This is a genomic window from Bacteroidota bacterium (genome assembly GCA_008933805.1).
Lineage (GTDB): Bacteria > Bacteroidota > Bacteroidia > UBA8524 > UBA8524 > SB11.
This window is the reverse complement of the sequence record WBUH01000001.1, coordinates 130,998-148,615: the sequence shown is the minus strand read 5'-3', so window position 1 is coordinate 148,615 and position 17,618 is coordinate 130,998. Positions and strand designations below refer to the sequence as shown.

General features: G+C 44.0%; 28 protein-coding genes. 23 read left to right on the top strand and 5 right to left on the bottom strand.

From position 1 onward, the window contains the following. The first annotated feature begins 1 nt into the window (after position 1). From F9K23_00695 to F9K23_00620, 16 genes are all read left to right on the top strand, one after another. Positions 2–349: a hypothetical protein gene (locus tag F9K23_00695; GenBank protein ID KAB2918688.1), complete on the top strand. Its 348-nt coding sequence runs from the start codon at positions 2–4 to the stop codon at positions 347–349. A gap of 17 nt (positions 350–366) precedes the next feature. Continuing rightward, entirely contained in the window at positions 367–546 is a 180-nt protein-coding gene (locus F9K23_00690; GenBank protein ID KAB2918687.1) for a hypothetical protein, read from the top strand. Next, positions 546–1,157, top strand: a complete 612-nt coding sequence (locus F9K23_00685) for a hypothetical protein (protein KAB2918686.1) — start codon at positions 546–548, stop codon at positions 1,155–1,157. The genes F9K23_00690 and F9K23_00685 overlap by 1 nt, the downstream gene beginning before the upstream one ends. After that, complete coding sequence (locus tag F9K23_00680) at positions 1,150–2,154, top strand: hypothetical protein (GenBank protein KAB2918685.1); 1,005 nt, start codon at positions 1,150–1,152, stop codon at positions 2,152–2,154. Before F9K23_00685 ends, F9K23_00680 begins: the two co-directional genes overlap by 8 nt. Further along, a complete protein-coding gene (locus tag F9K23_00675; protein ID KAB2918684.1) occupies positions 2,151–2,723 on the top strand; it encodes a hypothetical protein in 573 nt (190 codons plus the stop codon). Before F9K23_00680 ends, F9K23_00675 begins: the two co-directional genes overlap by 4 nt. Further along, positions 2,713–3,018: a hypothetical protein gene (locus F9K23_00670; protein ID KAB2918683.1), complete on the top strand. Its 306-nt coding sequence runs from the start codon at positions 2,713–2,715 to the stop codon at positions 3,016–3,018. The genes F9K23_00675 and F9K23_00670 overlap by 11 nt, the downstream gene beginning before the upstream one ends. Beyond that, positions 3,005–3,304 carry a hypothetical protein gene (locus tag F9K23_00665; protein ID KAB2918682.1) on the top strand — a complete coding sequence of 100 codons (300 nt, stop codon included), beginning with the start codon at positions 3,005–3,007 and terminating at the stop codon, positions 3,302–3,304. The genes F9K23_00670 and F9K23_00665 overlap by 14 nt, the downstream gene beginning before the upstream one ends. Before the next feature lie 3 nt (positions 3,305–3,307). Next, a complete protein-coding gene (locus tag F9K23_00660; protein KAB2918681.1) occupies positions 3,308–4,084 on the top strand; it encodes a hypothetical protein in 777 nt (258 codons plus the stop codon). Positions 4,085–4,086: 2 nt separating this feature from the next. Next, positions 4,087–4,443, top strand: a complete 357-nt coding sequence (locus F9K23_00655; protein KAB2918680.1) for a hypothetical protein — start codon at positions 4,087–4,089, stop codon at positions 4,441–4,443. Continuing rightward, the gene (locus tag F9K23_00650; protein ID KAB2918679.1) at positions 4,443–5,621 is read left to right on the top strand and encodes a hypothetical protein; all 1,179 of its coding nucleotides are present in this window, start codon (positions 4,443–4,445) and stop codon (positions 5,619–5,621) included. The genes F9K23_00655 and F9K23_00650 overlap by 1 nt, the downstream gene beginning before the upstream one ends. Before the next feature lie 4 nt (positions 5,622–5,625). Continuing rightward, entirely contained in the window at positions 5,626–5,985 is a 360-nt protein-coding gene (locus F9K23_00645; GenBank protein ID KAB2918678.1) for a hypothetical protein, read from the top strand. Then, positions 5,963–6,145, top strand: a complete 183-nt coding sequence (locus tag F9K23_00640) for a hypothetical protein (protein KAB2918677.1) — start codon at positions 5,963–5,965, stop codon at positions 6,143–6,145. The genes F9K23_00645 and F9K23_00640 overlap by 23 nt, the downstream gene beginning before the upstream one ends. Then, positions 6,145–6,948, top strand: a complete 804-nt coding sequence (locus F9K23_00635; GenBank protein ID KAB2918676.1) for a hypothetical protein — start codon at positions 6,145–6,147, stop codon at positions 6,946–6,948. The genes F9K23_00640 and F9K23_00635 overlap by 1 nt, the downstream gene beginning before the upstream one ends. Beyond that, a complete protein-coding gene (locus tag F9K23_00630; protein ID KAB2918675.1) occupies positions 6,945–7,430 on the top strand; it encodes a hypothetical protein in 486 nt (161 codons plus the stop codon). Before F9K23_00635 ends, F9K23_00630 begins: the two co-directional genes overlap by 4 nt. Positions 7,431–7,439: 9 nt before the next feature. Then, on the top strand, positions 7,440–8,201 hold the full coding sequence (locus F9K23_00625) for a hypothetical protein (GenBank protein KAB2918674.1): 762 nt from the start codon (positions 7,440–7,442) through the stop codon (positions 8,199–8,201). A 91-nt stretch (positions 8,202–8,292) separates the two neighbouring features. After that, positions 8,293–9,084 carry a DNA adenine methylase gene (locus tag F9K23_00620; GenBank protein ID KAB2918673.1) on the top strand — a complete coding sequence of 264 codons (792 nt, stop codon included), beginning with the start codon at positions 8,293–8,295 and terminating at the stop codon, positions 9,082–9,084. Between the two features lie 170 nt (positions 9,085–9,254). Here the strand turns inward: F9K23_00620 and F9K23_00615 are convergent, their stop codons facing one another. From F9K23_00615 to tatC, 5 genes are all read right to left on the bottom strand, one after another. Beyond that, complete coding sequence (locus F9K23_00615) at positions 9,255–9,860, bottom strand: 2,3-bisphosphoglycerate-dependent phosphoglycerate mutase (protein KAB2918672.1); 606 nt, start codon at positions 9,858–9,860, stop codon at positions 9,255–9,257. A 113-nt stretch (positions 9,861–9,973) separates the two neighbouring features. Beyond that, positions 9,974–10,819, bottom strand: a complete 846-nt coding sequence (locus F9K23_00610; GenBank protein ID KAB2918671.1) for a 3-hydroxybutyryl-CoA dehydrogenase — start codon at positions 10,817–10,819, stop codon at positions 9,974–9,976. 30 nt (positions 10,820–10,849) lie between these two features. After that, complete coding sequence (gene rpiB, locus F9K23_00605; GenBank protein ID KAB2918670.1) at positions 10,850–11,281, bottom strand: ribose 5-phosphate isomerase B; 432 nt, start codon at positions 11,279–11,281, stop codon at positions 10,850–10,852. Positions 11,282–11,294: 13 nt separating this feature from the next. Further along, positions 11,295–12,044, bottom strand: coding sequence for a hypothetical protein (locus tag F9K23_00600; GenBank protein KAB2918669.1), 750 nt, complete (start codon positions 12,042–12,044; stop codon positions 11,295–11,297). A 13-nt stretch (positions 12,045–12,057) separates the two neighbouring features. After that, on the bottom strand, positions 12,058–12,909 hold the full coding sequence (gene tatC / locus F9K23_00595) for a twin-arginine translocase subunit TatC (GenBank protein ID KAB2918668.1): 852 nt from the start codon (positions 12,907–12,909) through the stop codon (positions 12,058–12,060). A 120-nt stretch (positions 12,910–13,029) separates the two neighbouring features. Between tatC and F9K23_00590 the strand changes: the two genes are divergently transcribed. The 7 genes from F9K23_00590 (at position 13,030) to F9K23_00560 (ending at position 17,610) form a co-directional block, all read left to right on the top strand. Further along, on the top strand, positions 13,030–13,545 hold the full coding sequence (locus tag F9K23_00590) for a DUF2062 domain-containing protein (GenBank protein KAB2918667.1): 516 nt from the start codon (positions 13,030–13,032) through the stop codon (positions 13,543–13,545). 188 nt (positions 13,546–13,733) lie between these two features. Beyond that, positions 13,734–14,186: a hypothetical protein gene (locus F9K23_00585; GenBank protein ID KAB2918666.1), complete on the top strand. Its 453-nt coding sequence runs from the start codon at positions 13,734–13,736 to the stop codon at positions 14,184–14,186. Positions 14,187–14,206: 20 nt separating this feature from the next. After that, complete coding sequence (locus F9K23_00580; protein ID KAB2918665.1) at positions 14,207–14,890, top strand: hypothetical protein; 684 nt, start codon at positions 14,207–14,209, stop codon at positions 14,888–14,890. Positions 14,891–14,908: 18 nt separating this feature from the next. Then, the gene (locus tag F9K23_00575) at positions 14,909–15,616 is read left to right on the top strand and encodes a hypothetical protein (protein KAB2918664.1); all 708 of its coding nucleotides are present in this window, start codon (positions 14,909–14,911) and stop codon (positions 15,614–15,616) included. Between the two features lie 71 nt (positions 15,617–15,687). Further along, the gene (locus F9K23_00570; GenBank protein ID KAB2918663.1) at positions 15,688–16,239 is read left to right on the top strand and encodes a YceI family protein; all 552 of its coding nucleotides are present in this window, start codon (positions 15,688–15,690) and stop codon (positions 16,237–16,239) included. 52 nt (positions 16,240–16,291) lie between these two features. Further along, positions 16,292–16,675 carry a hypothetical protein gene (locus F9K23_00565; GenBank protein ID KAB2918662.1) on the top strand — a complete coding sequence of 128 codons (384 nt, stop codon included), beginning with the start codon at positions 16,292–16,294 and terminating at the stop codon, positions 16,673–16,675. A gap of 8 nt (positions 16,676–16,683) precedes the next feature. Beyond that, on the top strand, positions 16,684–17,610 hold the full coding sequence (locus F9K23_00560) for a hypothetical protein (GenBank protein ID KAB2918661.1): 927 nt from the start codon (positions 16,684–16,686) through the stop codon (positions 17,608–17,610). The last annotated feature ends 8 nt before the right edge of the window (positions 17,611–17,618 follow it).

Genomic DNA, 17,618 nt, shown 5'->3' with positions numbered 1-17,618 from the left:
AATGAAAAACCCAAAAGATACAACCAATTATACCGGAAAGGTAGACGATAAGCAATTTGCCGCATGGCAAAGCCAGCACGGGGAAATAAAAGAAATACACTTGGAAACCCCCGGCGAAACCCTTGTATTTTACCTGAAACCCCCGCAGCGCGAACACTATGCCGACGGCCTTGCGCTGATTAACCAAAGCAAGGATTTGCAGGTAGGCGAAATGCTGATACGCAACCTTTGGTTGGGCGGTGATGAGCGGTGCAAGCCCGATAGCGGGGCTGATATTAAAATAACTGCCGGTGCAGCATTGATTGCCAAGGGCATCTTGCTGGTGTACGGGGGGTATTTAAAAAACTAATACGCCTCGCCCCCAGTGTGAGCCGCACACCGGGCGAGGACACGATACGAAAAATAAACGGCCTGTTAAGCTATCACCTACACATACCACACCCTGAACAACTGCCCGATACCGTTTGGGCGGATAAATGGCAGCAATTGCTTTGGGTGCTGGAATTTGAAGGTAAAAGGTTTAGCGGCAATAAAGCACAATTATAGTGGCAAGTTTACAATTCAATATCAACCAGGCGTTTGAAGATGTTTTTAACATCTACGCACAGATACCCGCGTTTCCACTGGCAAACAAACGGGCAGGGGGCACTGGCCCCCTGCCTGCTTTTAACGTGCAGGTGGAGGCGGGCGAAAACCCTTTTAGGTTCGACCTTGTGGCGCAAACCGGCATTGTGGTTTGGGACAGGGTGATTGTTGATTATACCGCAGGCGGTGTATTACAACAATACAATTTCCCGGTAGAATGCCTGATGGAGGCCAAAGCCCCCAAGATTATAGAAAAAACGACTATGCCGGGGCGCAAGGGAAGTGTAAAGGAATACATCACCCAGGGAGATTATGAAATAACCCTGCGCGGCTTTTTGGTAGACTATGAAAACGATGTGTACCCCGCAGAGCGCGTGCAGGAATTAAACGCCGTGTTTGAAGACAATACCGCATTGGTTGTAAAAAGCAGGTACCTGAACGGGCTGGGCATTTTTAACGTGGTAATACAGGATATTAAATGGCCGGTGATGGAAGGATATGCCAACTGCCAGCCGTTTGAAATACAGCTATTGAGTGATGAACCGATAGAATTGGAGTTACAGGATGTTTAGCCTAAGCTGCCAGATAACCATAATTGTACAGGGCGGGCTAAAAAAGCTCGTTTTTCCGTTTGCTGCCGGGGTAAGCATTGAAAGTTCTTTGAAAGAGCGCACCGCTACCGCAACGGTATCCATTGCCAAAAACATACGGGTAAAAGGCAGTGATTTAAGCCTGCGCCCCATTGGCGAGGTGGTAAAAACAGGCGATAAGGTAATAGTGGAGTTGGGGTATGACGGTACCCTGCGCACCGAATTTATAGGCTATGTGCGCAGCATAGTACCGGGGCCGCCCATGCAACTGGTATGCGAAGATGAGATGTTTTTGTTTAAGCGTACCGAGGTAGCCCCCGCCACCATAAAAGGCACTATGGCCGATTTAATAGCCTATATAGCCCCCGGCTACACCACCGATGTGCTGGATACCAGCCTGGGCGGCCCCTTTGTGATAAAAGGCAGCGGGGTAACCCCCGCCAAAGTACTGAACGAGGTAGAAGAGGTGTACGGCCTGCAATCGTTTTTCAGGCTGATAAACGGCCAGCCGGTTTTAACCGTAGGTAAAGCGTACTTATCCGAAGCCTTTGCAGGCACAAAACCTGTGCAGTACAAGCTATACCGCAACATAATAAAGCAGGGCTTGGAACTGCAACAGGCCGAAGACGTGAAAATTAAAGTATCGGTAAAAAGCAAACAAACGGGCGGTAAAGTGCTGAAAGCAAAGTTTACCGGCGATGAGGGGGGTGAGCTGCGCGAGTTTGCTGCACCGGGGCTTACGCAGGAACGGGTAGAAGAAATTGCCAAAGAGCTGTACAAAGGGGCTAAAACCGACAGGTTTACAGGCAGCTACACCACCTTTGGCTTGCCGTATATACAGCACGGCATGAGCGCACACGTGGTAACGGACGGCTACGAGATAGCCGAAACCACCAACTACGTGGAGGCAGTAAATACAACATGGGGCATAAACGGCTTTAGGCGGGATATAACCCTGGGGCCAAAAGTAACTATATGAGCAGGCAACAGGTAGTAAACAATAGCATGGCCTTTTGGCCGCATTTGGCAAATACACGCCTATTGATAAAAAAACTGGCGGGCGAGGGCGTGGAGTGGAGCAATTGGGGTGAAGTGAAAGCAGTGGATTTGGAAAACTGGACTTGTACGGTAGAGTTTGATGACGGCGGGGTGTATGTGCGCGATGATATTTACCTACAAGCTACTGATGTGGCCGAATATGACGGCAAAGCAGGTTTTGTGGCAGTGCCCAAAGTGGGCAGCATGGTATTGGTGCTGCGCTGCGACAGTACCGAATGGTTTACTGTAGCGGCCACCAACGAAGTAGAAATGCTGTATTGCATGGGTGATAAATACGGAACCGTGAAAGCAGAGGAGTTGGTAAACACATTAGTGGAACGATTGAATAGGCTTGAAGAGCGAATGACAAGCCATCAGCATACTTACATTAATGCAGCAGCGACTCCTACACCTACCACTTTGGAGCCAATTAGTAACTCACCATTGACACCAACATTGGCAGTTGATTTTAACAGTAGTATAAACGATAAAATACGTCATGGCCAGTAGTGATATAATGGTGGATAGCGCGGGCACCCCGGTGATAAAAAACGGGGATTATGTGGTGGGTGATAGCGAAGCCCAGCACCTTGAGCATTTGCTAAAGGCGTTTCCGGGCAGCTACAAAGCGCACCCCCTTACGGGCATAGGTGCACCCGCATGGCAAAACGCCCGTGTGGGCCTGGGCAGGATTGAAGGGGATGTAAAACTACAGCTAAAGGCAGATGGCTGGATAAAAGAACAGGTACTGGTTAACGGCACTGATATAAGCATACAGGCAGAGCGGGCAGATGAAAACAGTTAAAGCAAAAACAGGGCAGGGCCTTGAAGATTTGGCTTTGCAGGAATATGGCTGTATAGAAGGCCAGGTGCTGCTGTGGCAGGATAACGGCATGGGGCCTGATACCCTGCTGTACCCCGGCCAGCCCGTTTTGATACGCAATGTTGTGGAAGATATAAACGGAAACAACCAAAGCATAGCGCGGTTTTTTGCCCAAAAGGGCATCAGCCCCGCCAACAATGTTGAAATGACAAGCTACAGCCCCGAATATGTAGAGGCTGGATATTGGATAGACGATTACGCAGAATAAAAAATGGCAACAATAGTAACAAGAGCAGGCAAAGGCAGCGCACTTACCCACAATGAGGTAGATGCCAACTTTAACAACCTGAACGCGGCAAAACTGGAAAACACCGTTTGGGACGATGACAGCACAATTGTCATCCGTGATAAAGACGGCAATTTAGCAGCGGTGGTAATTGGTGAGCTGATGCTGGTGGGCCGCAACACAGGCGGCAATATTACAGGGCTTAGTGCTGCCGATGTAAAAACCATACTGGCGGTTGCTATTGCTGATGTAGACGGCTTGCAGGCCGCTTTGGATGCAAAGCTGGCCTTATCGGCATACAGTGCCAATAATACCATTGTTTACAAAAACAACAGCGGCACTATGGCCGCCATCACCGTTGCTGCCTCGCAGTTGGTGGGGCGCAAGGCTACCGGCGAAATTACCAACCTTACCGCCGCTGAGGCAAAAACCATACTGGCCATAGCCATTGCCGATGTAACGGCCCTGCAAGATGCGCTGGACGCAAAGGCCGATGATGCAGATTTAACCACTACCACCGGGTACTTTAATGGTAAAAAGCAAGTGCATAACGGGCAGGTTACCCTTGTGGCAGGTGTAGCAAGCGTATCATGGGCAGGTTTTACAGACATAGACGAAATAAAACTGTATAGGCAAAGTGCGGGGGCCAACATGGGCCATTTGTTCCCCGATGACAGGAACGGGGGGGTGGGTTTCAGTATTAACAGCACCGACCCCGCCGATGTGGGCACTATATATTATGAAGTTTGGAGGAGTATTTAAAAATGTTACCAACCGAAATACTATACAGGGGCGAAACCAAAGAAGTAAGGTTTACCCTCAAATCAAACGGGTTGCCGCTAAACTTTGCCGATTTGGCAGAGGTTACCGTGCTTGCCCTTGTAAACAAACAATTGGTAAGTAAATACCGCAAAACAGGCGGCACAGGCTGGGGCGATGTGGAGGCGGTGGCCGGCACTGGCAATGAAAATAAATGCACCGTGCTATTGGATGCCGCAGATACAAGTTACTACTGGCTGGGCGAGCTTGCTTTTGAGTTAAGTTTTCCTGCCGGTGTAGAAGTTGAGGTGGAAAATGCACCCGTATTTTTTGTAAAAGACAGCGAAACAAGCAGGCTATAATGGCAGTTGATGTTATAATATCGGTAAACAAAACCAATGTCACAGTTGATGCAAAAGCAGCGCATGATGTGGGTATTGATACCCCGTATGAACTTACCCCGCATCGCCTGGGTGACCATACCGACAGCGCCGCCCTGCTGGATGCTATTGCCAGCCAATACCTGAAATTTGACGGCACCGATTGGGTGCCTGCAACGCCGGATTGGATGACAACCTCCCACCCCGCAAACAGTATTACCAACACCCTTATTACCAACTGGGACAGCGCATATAGCCTTGCGCATAGTGCTGTAACCATTGGCACCGCCAATGGCTTATCAGTAAACGGCCAAATAATAAGCCTGCAAACGGCGGGCGCATCCCAACCCGGCGCACTTAGCAGCGGCGATTGGAACACGTTTAACAGCAAGCAGGCCGCTTTAACCTTTGCCAGTGGCATTACCAATACGGCCAATACGGTAACAAACAACCTGATTACTGGTATCAGCGGGGGACAGACGGTAACAGGCGGTATAGCTTCGGGCGAAAACCTAACCCTTCAATCCACAAGCCATGCAACAAAAGGAAGTATTTTTTTGGGAACGCAGAGCCGGTATGAGCAAACCACAAGAAATTTGCAAATAGGCAGGGTAACCTCGCACCAAACAGGCATAGAGTTGTATATGGATAATAATGCCGTAAGTTTTGGTTTATACCCCACTATAAGTATCAACAACCCCAATATTTCTGGGTATATGATGTATTCACACAGCCGGGGTGACGGGGTTAATAATATCATAAGCCGTTGGATAACCGACCCCAACAATGATGTGACTTTTGGCTCATATACCAGCGGAAAAAATTTACGGTTTGTAACAAAAAACGTTACGCGCATAACTATAAAAGGAGACGGCACCAACGATGGCTTTGTGGGGATAAACCTAACGCCTACCTACCGTTTTGACGTGCAGAGCGGCTCTACGACCGAAAATGTATTTTCCATCCGCCGCAGTAGCGGTGCCCGCATGATGGAGTTTACCGAGGCGGGCGGTGTGGCAAAATGGGGGCTGTTTGGTGTTACTCCGGTGATACAACAAGCAGGGGGCGCTGCAACAGCCGGTGCGGCATATACCGCAAATGAGCAAACGATGCTGCAAACCCTGTGGAATATGGCCCGTGCCTACGGTCAATTAACTTAAAACGATGGAAGATTTAATAATAGTTAATATATCAAACAGCCCGGCCAGTGGTTTGCAACGCAAAGCAGAGGTAGCAGGGCAATATTGGGGCGGCCCTAAAGACCAGCACATACGGCTGGTGGTAGAGGTAAGCTATTACGATGCCGAAGGTAACGAAGTGGTAAGCGAGGGCATACAACGGTACCAAAGGGTATTAGATGCCCACAACGGTAATAAAGTAAACCAGTATGGCATCATCGACCCTAATGGTACCGAAGGTGAATACGATTTTTATATACGCCTGATTAAGAATAACCAGGTGTATATGTTTGAGTTGTTTAAACAAAATATTTTACAAGCGGATGAAAACGGAAGGTTTGACTAATGAATTAACCCCGGCTAAGGCACTGGCCGAGTTGGATGCTGCGGTGGCAGAATTAAGCACAAACAGGGCAACAACATTGTACCTGATGCGTTGTGTGCAAACCATTGCGGCTGTGCTGCCAAAAGAACCCCAGGCTGAACCTAAAAAACAGGATGAATAATGGCGCGTACACTTGCAGAAATAGAAGACGAGATGATAACCGCCCAGGCGGCTGAACCTGATTTGGCGGGGTTGACAAGCACCAGCAAAACGGCCATATACCGCCTGTGGCGCAAAATAGTGGCAATGGGGCAACTGGTGTTAGAGCAGCTATGGGATGCAAAGCAGGCTGAATTACAAGCATTGGCCGAATCTGCCGTGCCCGGCACTGAAAAATGGTATGCTGCCCGCTCATTGGAGTTTCAATACGGCTATGCCCTTACTGAAAGTAACGGTAAGCTGTTTTATAGCGTTGTAGATGATACGGCCAAAATAGTAGATAAGGTTGCAGTATTAAGCAATTCAGGCATTGTTACTATAAAAGTGGCAAAGGATAATGCCGGAACGCTGGAAAAGCTAATCAGTGCCGAGCGCGTTGCCTTTCAGTCATATATTAACGATATAAAGTTTGCGGGCACCCGCACAACCATTGTAAGTACCGACCCTGATTTAGTGAAGCTGGTATCGTTTACTGTTTATTATGACGGTAAACTGAATTTTGCCAGTTTCCAAACCACCGTTGAAACTGCGATTACTATCTATTTAAACGGTATTTATTTTGACGGCGCACTGAATATAAACAAATTCCGCGATGCTGTTGAAGCGGTGAGCGGCGTAGAAGATACTGGCGATTTAGTAATACAGTGTAAGCCTGATGGGGGCAGCTATGCAGCAGTAACCCGCGTTTACAATCCTTCGAGCGGATATTTTGCTATTGACCCTGCGTTCCCATTATCAGCACAAATAACGTATGTAGCGCAATGATATATCTGTGGAATATAAGGGATTGGATAGAGAGGGTTTTGCCATACTTTCTTCGCGATGCAAAAAACATTGCATGGCTGTATGTATTGCTAAATCCTGTTGAAACCCTGCACGGGTTTTTTTTAAGCACAGCCGGTGAGCTGGATTATAAACTGAAATACAACAGCCAGCAAAAGGTGCTGGCTGCGTTGCTGAACAATGTTTTTGACGATACCCTGCGCCGCATTTATATTGTTACAAATAGTGACGGTTCGCCGGTGTACTATCTGTATAAGATAGTAGAGGGTGAGCCTCCATTATATGTTTACAAAACTTCTGAAAGCGCGTCTCCCCGATATGTTTATACAATTCCTGAACAAATAGTATCCGGCCAGTTTACTGTTTATGTGCCCGCAGCACTATCAGTCAGTGAATCGCTGATTATTGCGCGGGTAAATTATTACAAGCTGGCCGGCACAACTTTTACCATTAAATATTTTTAACCATATACTATGAACCGATTAGATTTTTTTACAGGCGGTCACCCATTCAGTACTGATGATATTACTTTTTTGCAGGCAGCTGCAAGGGATGGATTTAAGTTTAGCCTTGATTATGGCCCCGCTTATATTTTTAGTGGCTGCGAATTACAGGGCAATACATCCGGCCTGCCTGTAACCTGCACAGAGGGTTATATAGCGTATAAGGGTGAAATAATGTATGTGCCCGCACACCAAGTAGTTGCTGATTATGATGATTTGATTATTATAGATTTGAGATGGGAGCCTTACGAGGAAACCGATGCTACATATTCGCCCCGGGTTTATGCTGATTCTAATAACCGTAATGTGCACATAAAAAGAATGGCGCGCGTTGTGGATGTGAGTGTTGTTGGAGTTGATAATACTTTTTACAATCCTAAAAAGGACTTTATTTATTTGAGCAACGGCTGGCAAGCAGGAACCAACACTGTGCCAACCCCATACTACCGTATGGAGGCTGGCCGGATACACCTGTATGGAGATATACATTTGGATGCTACCCCAACTTCCCCAAATTCACCGTTTATGCAAATTAACGAAGGTTTGCGGCCCGAAGAAAACCAGCAGTTTATTGTTCTTACAAGTGATATTTGGGATGGTACATTTAATATCACAAATCCCGATTATACTTGGATAAGGGTGGATACTGACGGTAAATGCTGGGCAAATCAAACGGTGGGTGCTGCTACAAGTATAAATTTATCAGGTATTAGTTGGAGGATACACCATTAATTAATATTTTTAGAAAGTTGGATTTGTTTAAAAACCCGACACAAAGGCGAAGCCGCATAGGCTTCGCCTTTTTTATTAAAAGGATTTTGAGATGAAAGGACAATTAACAACCCCTATTACCTATTACGGCGGCAAACAAAAGATGTTGAAGCATATACTGCCGCTAATCCCGCAACATTCATTATACTGTGAGCCTTTCTTAGGCGGCGGCGCAGTGTTTTGGGCAAAGAAACCAAGCCCTGTTGAGGTAATAAATGACCTTGATGGTAGGATTACCAACTTTTACAAGGTTTGTCAAAGCGATTTTGGGGCACTTAGGACGCTGATACTTGCTACACCGCATAGCCGTCAAATGCACAGGGAAGCTGAGCGCGCATTGAAATACCCCGACTTATATTCCGATTTGAAGCGTGCTTGGGCTTTTTATGTACAAACGCAGCAGGGTTTTGGCGGTCAGTTATTTGGTGGCTGGGGTTACGAGCGTAAAACCAATAAAAGCAGTTTAAAGATATATAACAAGCGCAGCAGGTTTATCAAACAGTTTCAACAACGTTTAAACCTCGTTCAAATAGAGTGCAATGATGCCCTACAGGTGATAAAAAGCCGTGACACGGAGCAATCGTTCTTTTATGTCGACCCTCCTTATTTTAATTCTGATTGCGCCCATTATTCGGGCTATACAATTGATGACTACAAAGCCCTTTTAGATGTTTTGGCCGGGTTAAAAGGTAAATTCCTGCTATCGAGTTATCCCAGCGATATACTCATGGAATATGCCAAAAATAACGGCTGGTACATGAAGCGTTTTGAAAGCAGGGTTGCTGTAACGCATTTGACAGTAAAGATGAAAACAGAGGTGCTTGTGGCCAATTATCCTATTTAAAGTTTTGGGCAAAAAAGCCCAAAACTTGTACCTTTTGTTTGTCATTTCCCGACCTTTTGATTTTCCGATTATATAATCCCCAATAAATAAAATAACGTGCTTTAAAGTACATAATAAAAAAATCCCCTGCTACAGCGTGTAACAGGGGATTTTAGTTTTTATAACAGCAATTACATGGCTTGCGCCTGCACAACTTTTGCGTTCTCGTCTAACTGGTAAATAATGGGGCGGGCAGTGCCCAACTCTTTTTGCAAAATTTGCTCAGGAGTGAGGTTTTCAAGGTACATAATCAAAGCACGCAAGCTATTTCCGTGCGCTGATATGATAATTTTTTTACCTTGTTTCAACAAAGGCTCAATGGTTGCTTGGTAGTAAGGCAATACGCGCTCTGCGGTATCCTTCAAACTTTCACCGTTGGGAGGGGCAATATCAAAACTACGCCTCCAAATGTGTACCTGCTCATCACCGTATTTTTTAGCGGTTTCCGCTTTATCAAGTCCTTGCAAATCGCCATACATACGCTCGTTCAACGCTTCGTGTTTAGTAACGGGTATTTCGGTTTGTCCGGTTACTTCTAAAATGGTCGCCAAGGTGTTTTGGGCACGTTTCAACCCTGATGTAAAAGCTGCATCAAATTTGTGGCCTTTCAGCATTTCACCTGCATTGCGGGCTTCTTCTTGTCCTTTAGGAGTAAGTTCAACATCTACCCATCCTGTAAAACGGTTTTCGAGGTTCCACTGCGATTGGCCGTGGCGTATGATAACTAATTCTGACATAGTAAATTCTATTGGCCTGCAAATATAAGATTTGGGATTACAATGAAGTTAGCATTTGATGCCCATCATTTACCTTACTATCCTTGCAAACTGTGTATGGTTTTTCTTTGTGGTTAATAGCTATAAAACCCTTTGCCGGTTTTACGCCCGTGATGCCCTGCATCCACCTTTTGCTGCTGTATGCGGCTGGGGCGGAATTTCGGGTCGTAATGAAATAATTGGTACATCGACGAAGTAACCGAGAAGTTGGTATCCACTCCTATTAAATCCATCAAACGGAAAGGGCCCATTTTAAAACCACTGGCTTCACACAACGCATCAATAGTTTCAAGCGGTGCCACGTTTTCTTCGGCTACTTTCAAGCCTTCTACATAAAAATGGCGCGCAACACGGTTTACAATAAAACCGGGTGCATCTTTTGCCATAATAGGGGTTTTACCCACACTTAACACAAATGCTTTTGATTGCTCGGCCACTTCATCAGAGGTTTGCGCACCTGCAATTACCTCCACCAGTTTCATTATGTGGGCAGGGTTAAAAAAGTGAATGCCCACTACCCTTTCAGGATTAGCAATTTTAGCTGCTATTTGTGTAATAGGTATGGTAGATGTATTGGTAGCCAAAATAGTTTCGGCAGGGTTTTGGGCGGCAAGTTTTTCAAACAATCCCACCTTCACGTCCAAGCGTTCCACAATGGCTTCAATTACCAAGTCAGCTTTTAGTGCCTCAAAGTCTCCCGTAAAAAGCATCCTTGCAAGGGTAGCGTCTTTCTCAGCAGTTGTCAGTTTTCCACGCTCAATGGCACCGTCAAGGTTTTTAATAACACCCTTTTCAGCTTTAGCCACCATTTCTGTATTTATATCATACAAAACCGTGTCGTACCCGCTTTGTGCGCAAACTTGTGCTATACCGGCACCCATAGTGCCTGCGCCTATTACTGCTACCTTTTTAATTGCCATAATTAGAAATTTCGAATTTGAAATTAGAGATTATTTAATGGCAATTTTATCTACCCTGTTTTGGTGACGACCACCTTCAAACTGTGCCGAAAGGAAACTATCTGCAATGGCAAATGCTTTCTCAACACTTACAAAACGTGCGGGTATGCACAATACGTTAGCATTGTTGTGTTGACGTGCTAAAGCACCCAACTCCGGTTCCCAGCACAGCGCTGCACGAATATCTGCGTATTTGTTAGCAGTCATACAAACACCATTACCGCTGCCGCAAATCAATATACCCAGCTCGGCTTCTTTTGCCACTACCGATTTTGCCAATGGATGAACAAAATCAGGGTAATCTACCGACTCAGGACCAAAAGGACCAAAGTCATGCACCTCGTGCCCTGCTGCTTCCAAACGGGTTCTCAATAGGGCTTTTAATTCATATCCGGCGTGGTCGCCTGCCATTGCTATTTTCATAATATGTATATTCTTATTTTAAGTAATTATATTCATTGTGAATTGCACTAACCCATACAGATTGTGCAAAGTCTAAAAAACTTGGAGGTGCATTCACAAAGCTAACTTCATCTTTATACTTACCTAGTTGATTATCGAAATCTTTTTCCCCCACTTTATCTAGGCAGCAAATATCTTCTTTATCTAATATTTCATCTTTATTCTTCCGCCCATGAGGCAATAAACCTATACCCGACAATTTGTAAAAAACCTTGTTCTCTTCCAAAATAACTTCTACATCCGAAGGTGAGACATCACTTCTACACGCACTATAATAAGCAAAGGAAACCTCACCTATCGAGTCTTTATCAAGGTCAGTAACTGAAATTGTTTTTTCAATAAAATTCACACCTAAATCATAAACACAATTTTCATCTTTTTTTATCTCCCAATTAGGTTTTAAACTATTAGAGACAAAATGATAACAATAAAGTTTCCTGTCACTTAACTCAAACCCATCTCTGTATAAGGAATCGATAATAATACCTGTTTTTTCACCTGTGAGACTTCCTATAAAGAGATTCTTCCCAAGTTTATCTTGCCATTCAATAGCAACCACAATATTCCCTTCGTATTTGATCTCAGGTGGAATTGCAGTGCTATCTACAACTTTTGCCCCAAAAACCTCCATATTTAACACATAGGGTGATAGGGCAGATTTTTTCTTAGAACAACCATAACTTAGAATTCCCAGTGCAAATAAAACTGCCATTGCTATTTTCATGGTAGTTCTATAATTATCGTTTTGTAATTTCAGCGGTTGTTTGGGCTGCTTTGCGTTTTTCAACGCGTGCAGCAATCATTATCCCAATTTCGTAAAGTATTACCAGCGGTATACTCATCAATACTTGGCTGGTTACATCGGGCGGGGTTAGCACTGCGGCTACAATCACCACAATAAGTATGGCATAGCGGCGGTATTTGCGCAGGTAAGCAGCCGTTACCAATCCTATTTTAGACAGGAAGTAAATAATTATCGGCAACTCAAATATTATGCCTGTGGCAAGGGTTAGCATAGTTACAAAGCTGATGTAAGAATCCACCGTAAATTGGTTTTGGATGTTGTCCATCAGTTTGAAATTACCCAAAAAGTTAAGCGATATTGGCGTAAGGATAAAGTACCCGAACGAAATACCCAAAAAGAACAAAAAGCTGCCGTAACCCACCATTTGCTTGGCATACTTTATCTCTTTATCACTAAGTGCGGGCCTGATAAACAGCCACAATTGGTACAAAATCCAAGGAAAGGCCATTACCACCCCTGCAATGATTGATACCATGAAATATTGGGTAAACTGTGATGTGATAGAAGGACTGAAGATGGCATACTCTATGGCCTTAAGACACAAAGTATCATCATTATTTACAAGGTACGACAGTTCGCACATCTTGCGGTACGTCCAAAAATCAAGATGAGTAGGCCCGAAAATTATTTCGTCGAACAGAATATGGGGAAAAGCCAACCCGAAAATAGAAAACAGCACCACACCCGCCAACGCTCTGATAATGTACTTTCTCAGTTCGTCAACGTGTTCAAAAAAAGTCATTTCCTTCACGGGTTCATCATCAAACTCTTGGTCTAAAGCCATGCTGTTCTGTCGCTGTTTTAAGGCTGCGAAATTAACGAAAATTGTCGGGTGCAAAAGGCATAAATGCAAACTGTTGGCAGAGCAAATAATGCATGAATGTGATAGTACTCAGTTAATACTATTAAACTACTTTTGTTATCGGCAATAGTGAGAACACCCAAAAAAAAGCGTAGAAAAGTAACCCGCAAAGCATTGTGGCGGCTTACCCGTCGGTCTTTAATCAACTCAAACGAATCGCCCAAAACACGGGCTTTTAGTGTTGCCATTGCCGGCTTCTTAGCTTTTGTGCCATTATACGGCTTACAAACCATTTTAGGCATTCTGGTAGCTTTTGCCCTTAGGCTTAATAAAGTATTAGTGATTGTGCTGATTAACGTAATCACCCCCTACCCGTTAGTTCCTATTATTATGTACCTGAGTTTTAAAATCGGCGGGATATTTATGGAGCACCCCGCCCAAATTGATGCCGGACAAAGTTTTTCGTGGCAATTATTAAAAAACAACTTAGTGCAATACCTGAGCGGTGGGCTCATTTTGGCTGTTGCAATGGCCTTGGTATTGGGTTTTGTTTCGTACCCTCTTTTTGTGTTTTTGCATAGAAAAAGGCTTCGAGGTCTTTCTATCAATAAAAAATAAAAGTTTAAACAACATTTGTATTAAAAACATTGTCTTGGGGTGTTAAAACTTATTGTTTACTGCACCGTAAGAAAATAACAAACGCGTCAATGCACTTCAAATGTGACATTTGTTGTATAATGACCTCTATTTTTTTAATTATTTTTGCAGTTTGCAATTAAGGTTTAAACATTAATCACTACCTACCTATGAAATTAAAAACCGTACTTTTAATTGGCCTGATTGTGGCTGTACTTTCAGCTGCTTATGTTTGGTTCTTCATTTACAACAAACCAAAGAAAAACATCCTTGAATCAAAGGCTGATTACACATTAACAGTAGCCCAACTTGTGCAAGAGTTTGAGACTAACCACGATAGTGCTATTGCAAAATACAATGACAAAGTGCTTGAAATTAGTGGTGAGGTAACAAGAATAGAGCCTAATGACTCTATCAGTTCGGTTGTGTTTAAATCTGGCGATAAATACGAAGTGTTTTGTGAAGTTCATCCTGAATACAATGCGCAGGCAAAACAACTTGCTTCGCCCCAAAAAGTTGTATTGAAAGGCTTATTTATCAGTGCCGAAAAACCCGATACTGATTTTGACCTTCCCGGCTTGGTACGCTTGAAAAAAAGCTCTTTTAGCAAAGAAGGCAACTAGACTTTTAACAACTTCTTATAATGAGGACAGGGGCAATAGTAACGATAGTGTTTGTGATGGTGATAACCGGCTGCACACACAAACCCGACTATACTGAGTTTATCAAACAATCTACATATGCAAGCAGCAATTGCGCTGCTGATACGGTGTATTTTGAAAATGATATTATGCCCATTACATCCTCTAATTGCGGTATGACCGGCTGTCACGGAAATGGTTCGCACGAAGAGGATGTTAATGTATCAAGCTATGCTGACATTTTAAACAGCGGATTGATTGTGCCCCGCCGTCCCGATAAAAGTAAACTTATTGAGGTAATTACCTCAAACGGAAAAAATGTTATGCCTCCGTCGCCACGAGCTAAAGTATCGGCAGACGCCATAGCTAAAATAGAAGCATGGATACGACAAGGGGCAAGAAATAATAAATGCACGGGTTGCGATACTACCGAGTTTAAATTTGCTGCTAATGTGTGGCCTATTTTAGATGCCTCGTGTAAAAGCTGCCACAGTGGTACATTCCCCTCAGGAAATTTAAGATTGGAAGGGTATGCCGATGCCAAAACAAATGCCGACAATGGCAACTTGCTAGGCACTATTACCCACACACCCGGATATAAACAAATGCCGCAAGGCTCAAAGTTGCCCGATTGCCAGATAAGTATTATCCGTCAATGGATACAGGCAGGGGCACTTAATAATTAAACAGGCTTATTTCGAAAAATGAAGAAAACTATTATCGTATTATCTGCGCTATTGGCACTGGCCTACAGTTGCCAACACCAGCCCGAGGTTTTACCTACGGCAAACAATGGAAACCCAAACAATCCGGGTGGAGGAACAGGAAACTGTGACCCCGACAGTGTGTATTTTGAAAACGACATTTTACCCATTTTGACCTCAAACTGCGGTATGTCAGGTTGCCACGATGCTATTACCCAAACAGAGGGTATCAACGTTGCATCGCACGCAAGCCTTATCAGCAGTGGGGCAGTAACACCGGGCAACGTAAACGGCAGCGATTTGATTGAAGCCATTACAGAAACCGACCCCGATAAAAAAATGCCTCCTCCCCCACGCACTCCGCTTACACAAGAACAAATAAACAAACTTACCAAGTGGATACAGCAAGGTGCCAAAAACAACAAGTGTAACAGCGGTTGCGATACCACCAACTTTAAATTTGCAGCCAATGTGTTGCCGCTGTTAGACAGTAAGTGTAAAGGCTGCCACAGCGGAGCATTCCCCTCGGCAGGAATATCACTTACCAACTATGCTGAAGTGAAAACACAGGCCGATAACGGAAAGCTTTTAGGAGCCATCAGCCACAATCCAAGCTATAAACCAATGCCCCAAGGCGCTCCCAAAATGGCCGATTGTGAAATAACAATTATCCGTAAATGGATACAAGCCGGTGCCCAAAACAACTAACCGTTAAACTTTGGCACGATAATTTGTTTGTATATACCAACATTGAAACTAAAAATTAAATCGATAGTACTATGAGAAAATTAGCATTTGTAGCTGCATTAGTGTTGATGACAACCTTTGCATTTGGTCAGAAAAAGTATTTTACCCGCACCGGTAATATTTCTTTCTTTTCTGATGCTACATTAGAGGACATCACTGCCAACAACCATCAGGTTACCGCCTTGATTAACACTGCCGATGGTAAATTGGCCTACAAAGTGCCCATTAAAGGCTTTGAATTTGAGAAAGCATTGATGCAAGAGCACTTTAACGAGAACTACATGGAGTCTGACAAGTATGCGGAGGCTTCATTTGATGGTGCGATTGAAGATTTGAAAAAAGTAGATTTTACTAAATCAGGCACTTATAAAGTAACTGTTAAAGGTAAACTTACTATGCACGGTGTAACCAAAGATGTATCAATGCCCGGCGAAGTGATTGTTGATGCAACTAACAACAAAGTAACTACCAAGTGTACTTTTAAAGTAGCGTTGAAAGACTACAACATTAAAAACGATAAGGTAGGAAAGATTGCTGACGAGATTGAAATACGTGTGAACGTTGAGATGACCGAGAAAAAATAAGTATATAAAAAGGGGCTTTACAGCCCCTTTTTCTCTATAAAACAAACTAACCATGAATAAACTACTGATGCTGGGAATTGTAGCATTCCTTAGCCTTCAATCTTGCTATTACGATAACGAGGAAGAACTATACCCGCAAGCAGGTAATTGCGATACAACATCTGTAACATACAGCGGTACCGTTTCAAAAATTTTAAACCAGCGTTGTGCACTTTCAGGATGCCACTTAGGTGCATCAGGGCAAGCCATCGGTATTTTTGATACCCACGCTAACATTAAAACATATTTAGATGCCGGCAATACCGTGCGTCTTTTAGATGCTATAAACCATCGCAACGGGCGCTCACCAATGCCCAAAGGCAGCGCAACAAAACTTGATGCCTGCGATTTATTAAAAATCGAAGCTTGGATAAAGAGCGGCTATCCTAATAACTAACCACTACTATGAAAAAAAAAATACTGTTACTATTAGTATCGTTTGCATTCATACTTCCGGTTGTTGCACAACCCGGTGGTGGTTTGCTGGATGAATTGGATGCCTTAGACTCTAACGTTGAAAAAAAACCCGATTATGCCTTTGCAACATTCAAAGGTGTGCGTGTAATCAACGGGCAATCGGTAGAAGCGCCTGCCAAAGGTGAATTATTATACATGCTTGCCCACCGTTTTGGAACCATCGAAAACGGTTTTTATGATATGTTTGGTATGGATAGGGCTACCATGCGTATGGGGCTTGAATACACACTGCCAACTGATTTTGTAACCATTGGTTACGGCCGTAGCACCTATGGCAAAACGTACGATGGTTTTGTGAAAGCAAAACTGTTCCGTCAACAATCGGGGGCTAAAAACTTTCCTGTTACTATTGTTTGGGTTTCGGATGTTGCAGTCAGGAGTGAAAAATTTACCAACCCCGATCGTAAAAACTATTTCACCTCGCGCATGGCCTATATGCACCAATTGCTGATTGCCCGCAAGTTTTCAAGCAGTTTCTCAGTGCAACTTAGCCCAACATTGGTTCACAAAAACCTTGTACATACTATTGATGAGCAAAACACCTTCTTTAGTATGGGAGTGGGTAGTAGGTTGAAACTTACCCGCCGTGTATCATTAAACCTTGAATACTTTGGTTTCATGCCGGGACAAAATATTCCCAAAATAGGAGACCAAGCCGTTCGCAACACTGTTGCCATAGGTTTTGATATTGAAACAGGCGGCCACGTTTTCCAGTTGCAGTTTACCAATGCACGCGCCATGTATGATGGCGGTTATATCAGCGAAACCGTGTATGATTTTGCTGCTCCGCAAGGCAAAGGCATAGCTTTTGGCTTTAACCTTACCCGCACATTCTCGTTCAAAAGATTCGAGTAATACACAAA

Coding starts and splice junctions, on each gene's coding strand:
- tatC (KAB2918668.1), bottom strand. CDS start 12,909: ATGGCTTTAGACCAAGAGTTTGATGATGAACCCGTGAAGGAAATGACT.
- F9K23_00600 (KAB2918669.1), bottom strand. CDS start 12,044: ATGAAAATAGCAATGGCAGTTTTATTTGCACTGGGAATTCTAAGTTAT.
- F9K23_00640 (KAB2918677.1), top strand. CDS start 5,963: ATGAAAACGGAAGGTTTGACTAATGAATTAACCCCGGCTAAGGCACTG.
- F9K23_00565 (KAB2918662.1), top strand. CDS start 16,292: ATGAATAAACTACTGATGCTGGGAATTGTAGCATTCCTTAGCCTTCAA.
- F9K23_00620 (KAB2918673.1), top strand. CDS start 8,293: ATGAAAGGACAATTAACAACCCCTATTACCTATTACGGCGGCAAACAA.
- F9K23_00625 (KAB2918674.1), top strand. CDS start 7,440: ATGAACCGATTAGATTTTTTTACAGGCGGTCACCCATTCAGTACTGAT.
- F9K23_00580 (KAB2918665.1), top strand. CDS start 14,207: ATGAGGACAGGGGCAATAGTAACGATAGTGTTTGTGATGGTGATAACC.
- F9K23_00660 (KAB2918681.1), top strand. CDS start 3,308: ATGGCAACAATAGTAACAAGAGCAGGCAAAGGCAGCGCACTTACCCAC.
- F9K23_00560 (KAB2918661.1), top strand. CDS start 16,684: ATGAAAAAAAAAATACTGTTACTATTAGTATCGTTTGCATTCATACTT.
- rpiB (KAB2918670.1), bottom strand. CDS start 11,281: ATGAAAATAGCAATGGCAGGCGACCACGCCGGATATGAATTAAAAGCC.
- F9K23_00575 (KAB2918664.1), top strand. CDS start 14,909: ATGAAGAAAACTATTATCGTATTATCTGCGCTATTGGCACTGGCCTAC.
- F9K23_00570 (KAB2918663.1), top strand. CDS start 15,688: ATGAGAAAATTAGCATTTGTAGCTGCATTAGTGTTGATGACAACCTTT.
- F9K23_00675 (KAB2918684.1), top strand. CDS start 2,151: ATGAGCAGGCAACAGGTAGTAAACAATAGCATGGCCTTTTGGCCGCAT.
- F9K23_00610 (KAB2918671.1), bottom strand. CDS start 10,819: ATGGCAATTAAAAAGGTAGCAGTAATAGGCGCAGGCACTATGGGTGCC.
- F9K23_00665 (KAB2918682.1), top strand. CDS start 3,005: ATGAAAACAGTTAAAGCAAAAACAGGGCAGGGCCTTGAAGATTTGGCT.
- F9K23_00680 (KAB2918685.1), top strand. CDS start 1,150: ATGTTTAGCCTAAGCTGCCAGATAACCATAATTGTACAGGGCGGGCTA.
- F9K23_00655 (KAB2918680.1), top strand. CDS start 4,087: ATGTTACCAACCGAAATACTATACAGGGGCGAAACCAAAGAAGTAAGG.
- F9K23_00695 (KAB2918688.1), top strand. CDS start 2: ATGAAAAACCCAAAAGATACAACCAATTATACCGGAAAGGTAGACGAT.
- F9K23_00585 (KAB2918666.1), top strand. CDS start 13,734: ATGAAATTAAAAACCGTACTTTTAATTGGCCTGATTGTGGCTGTACTT.
- F9K23_00645 (KAB2918678.1), top strand. CDS start 5,626: ATGGAAGATTTAATAATAGTTAATATATCAAACAGCCCGGCCAGTGGT.
- F9K23_00615 (KAB2918672.1), bottom strand. CDS start 9,860: ATGTCAGAATTAGTTATCATACGCCACGGCCAATCGCAGTGGAACCTC.
- F9K23_00635 (KAB2918676.1), top strand. CDS start 6,145: ATGGCGCGTACACTTGCAGAAATAGAAGACGAGATGATAACCGCCCAG.
- F9K23_00630 (KAB2918675.1), top strand. CDS start 6,945: ATGATATATCTGTGGAATATAAGGGATTGGATAGAGAGGGTTTTGCCA.
- F9K23_00670 (KAB2918683.1), top strand. CDS start 2,713: ATGGCCAGTAGTGATATAATGGTGGATAGCGCGGGCACCCCGGTGATA.
- F9K23_00650 (KAB2918679.1), top strand. CDS start 4,443: ATGGCAGTTGATGTTATAATATCGGTAAACAAAACCAATGTCACAGTT.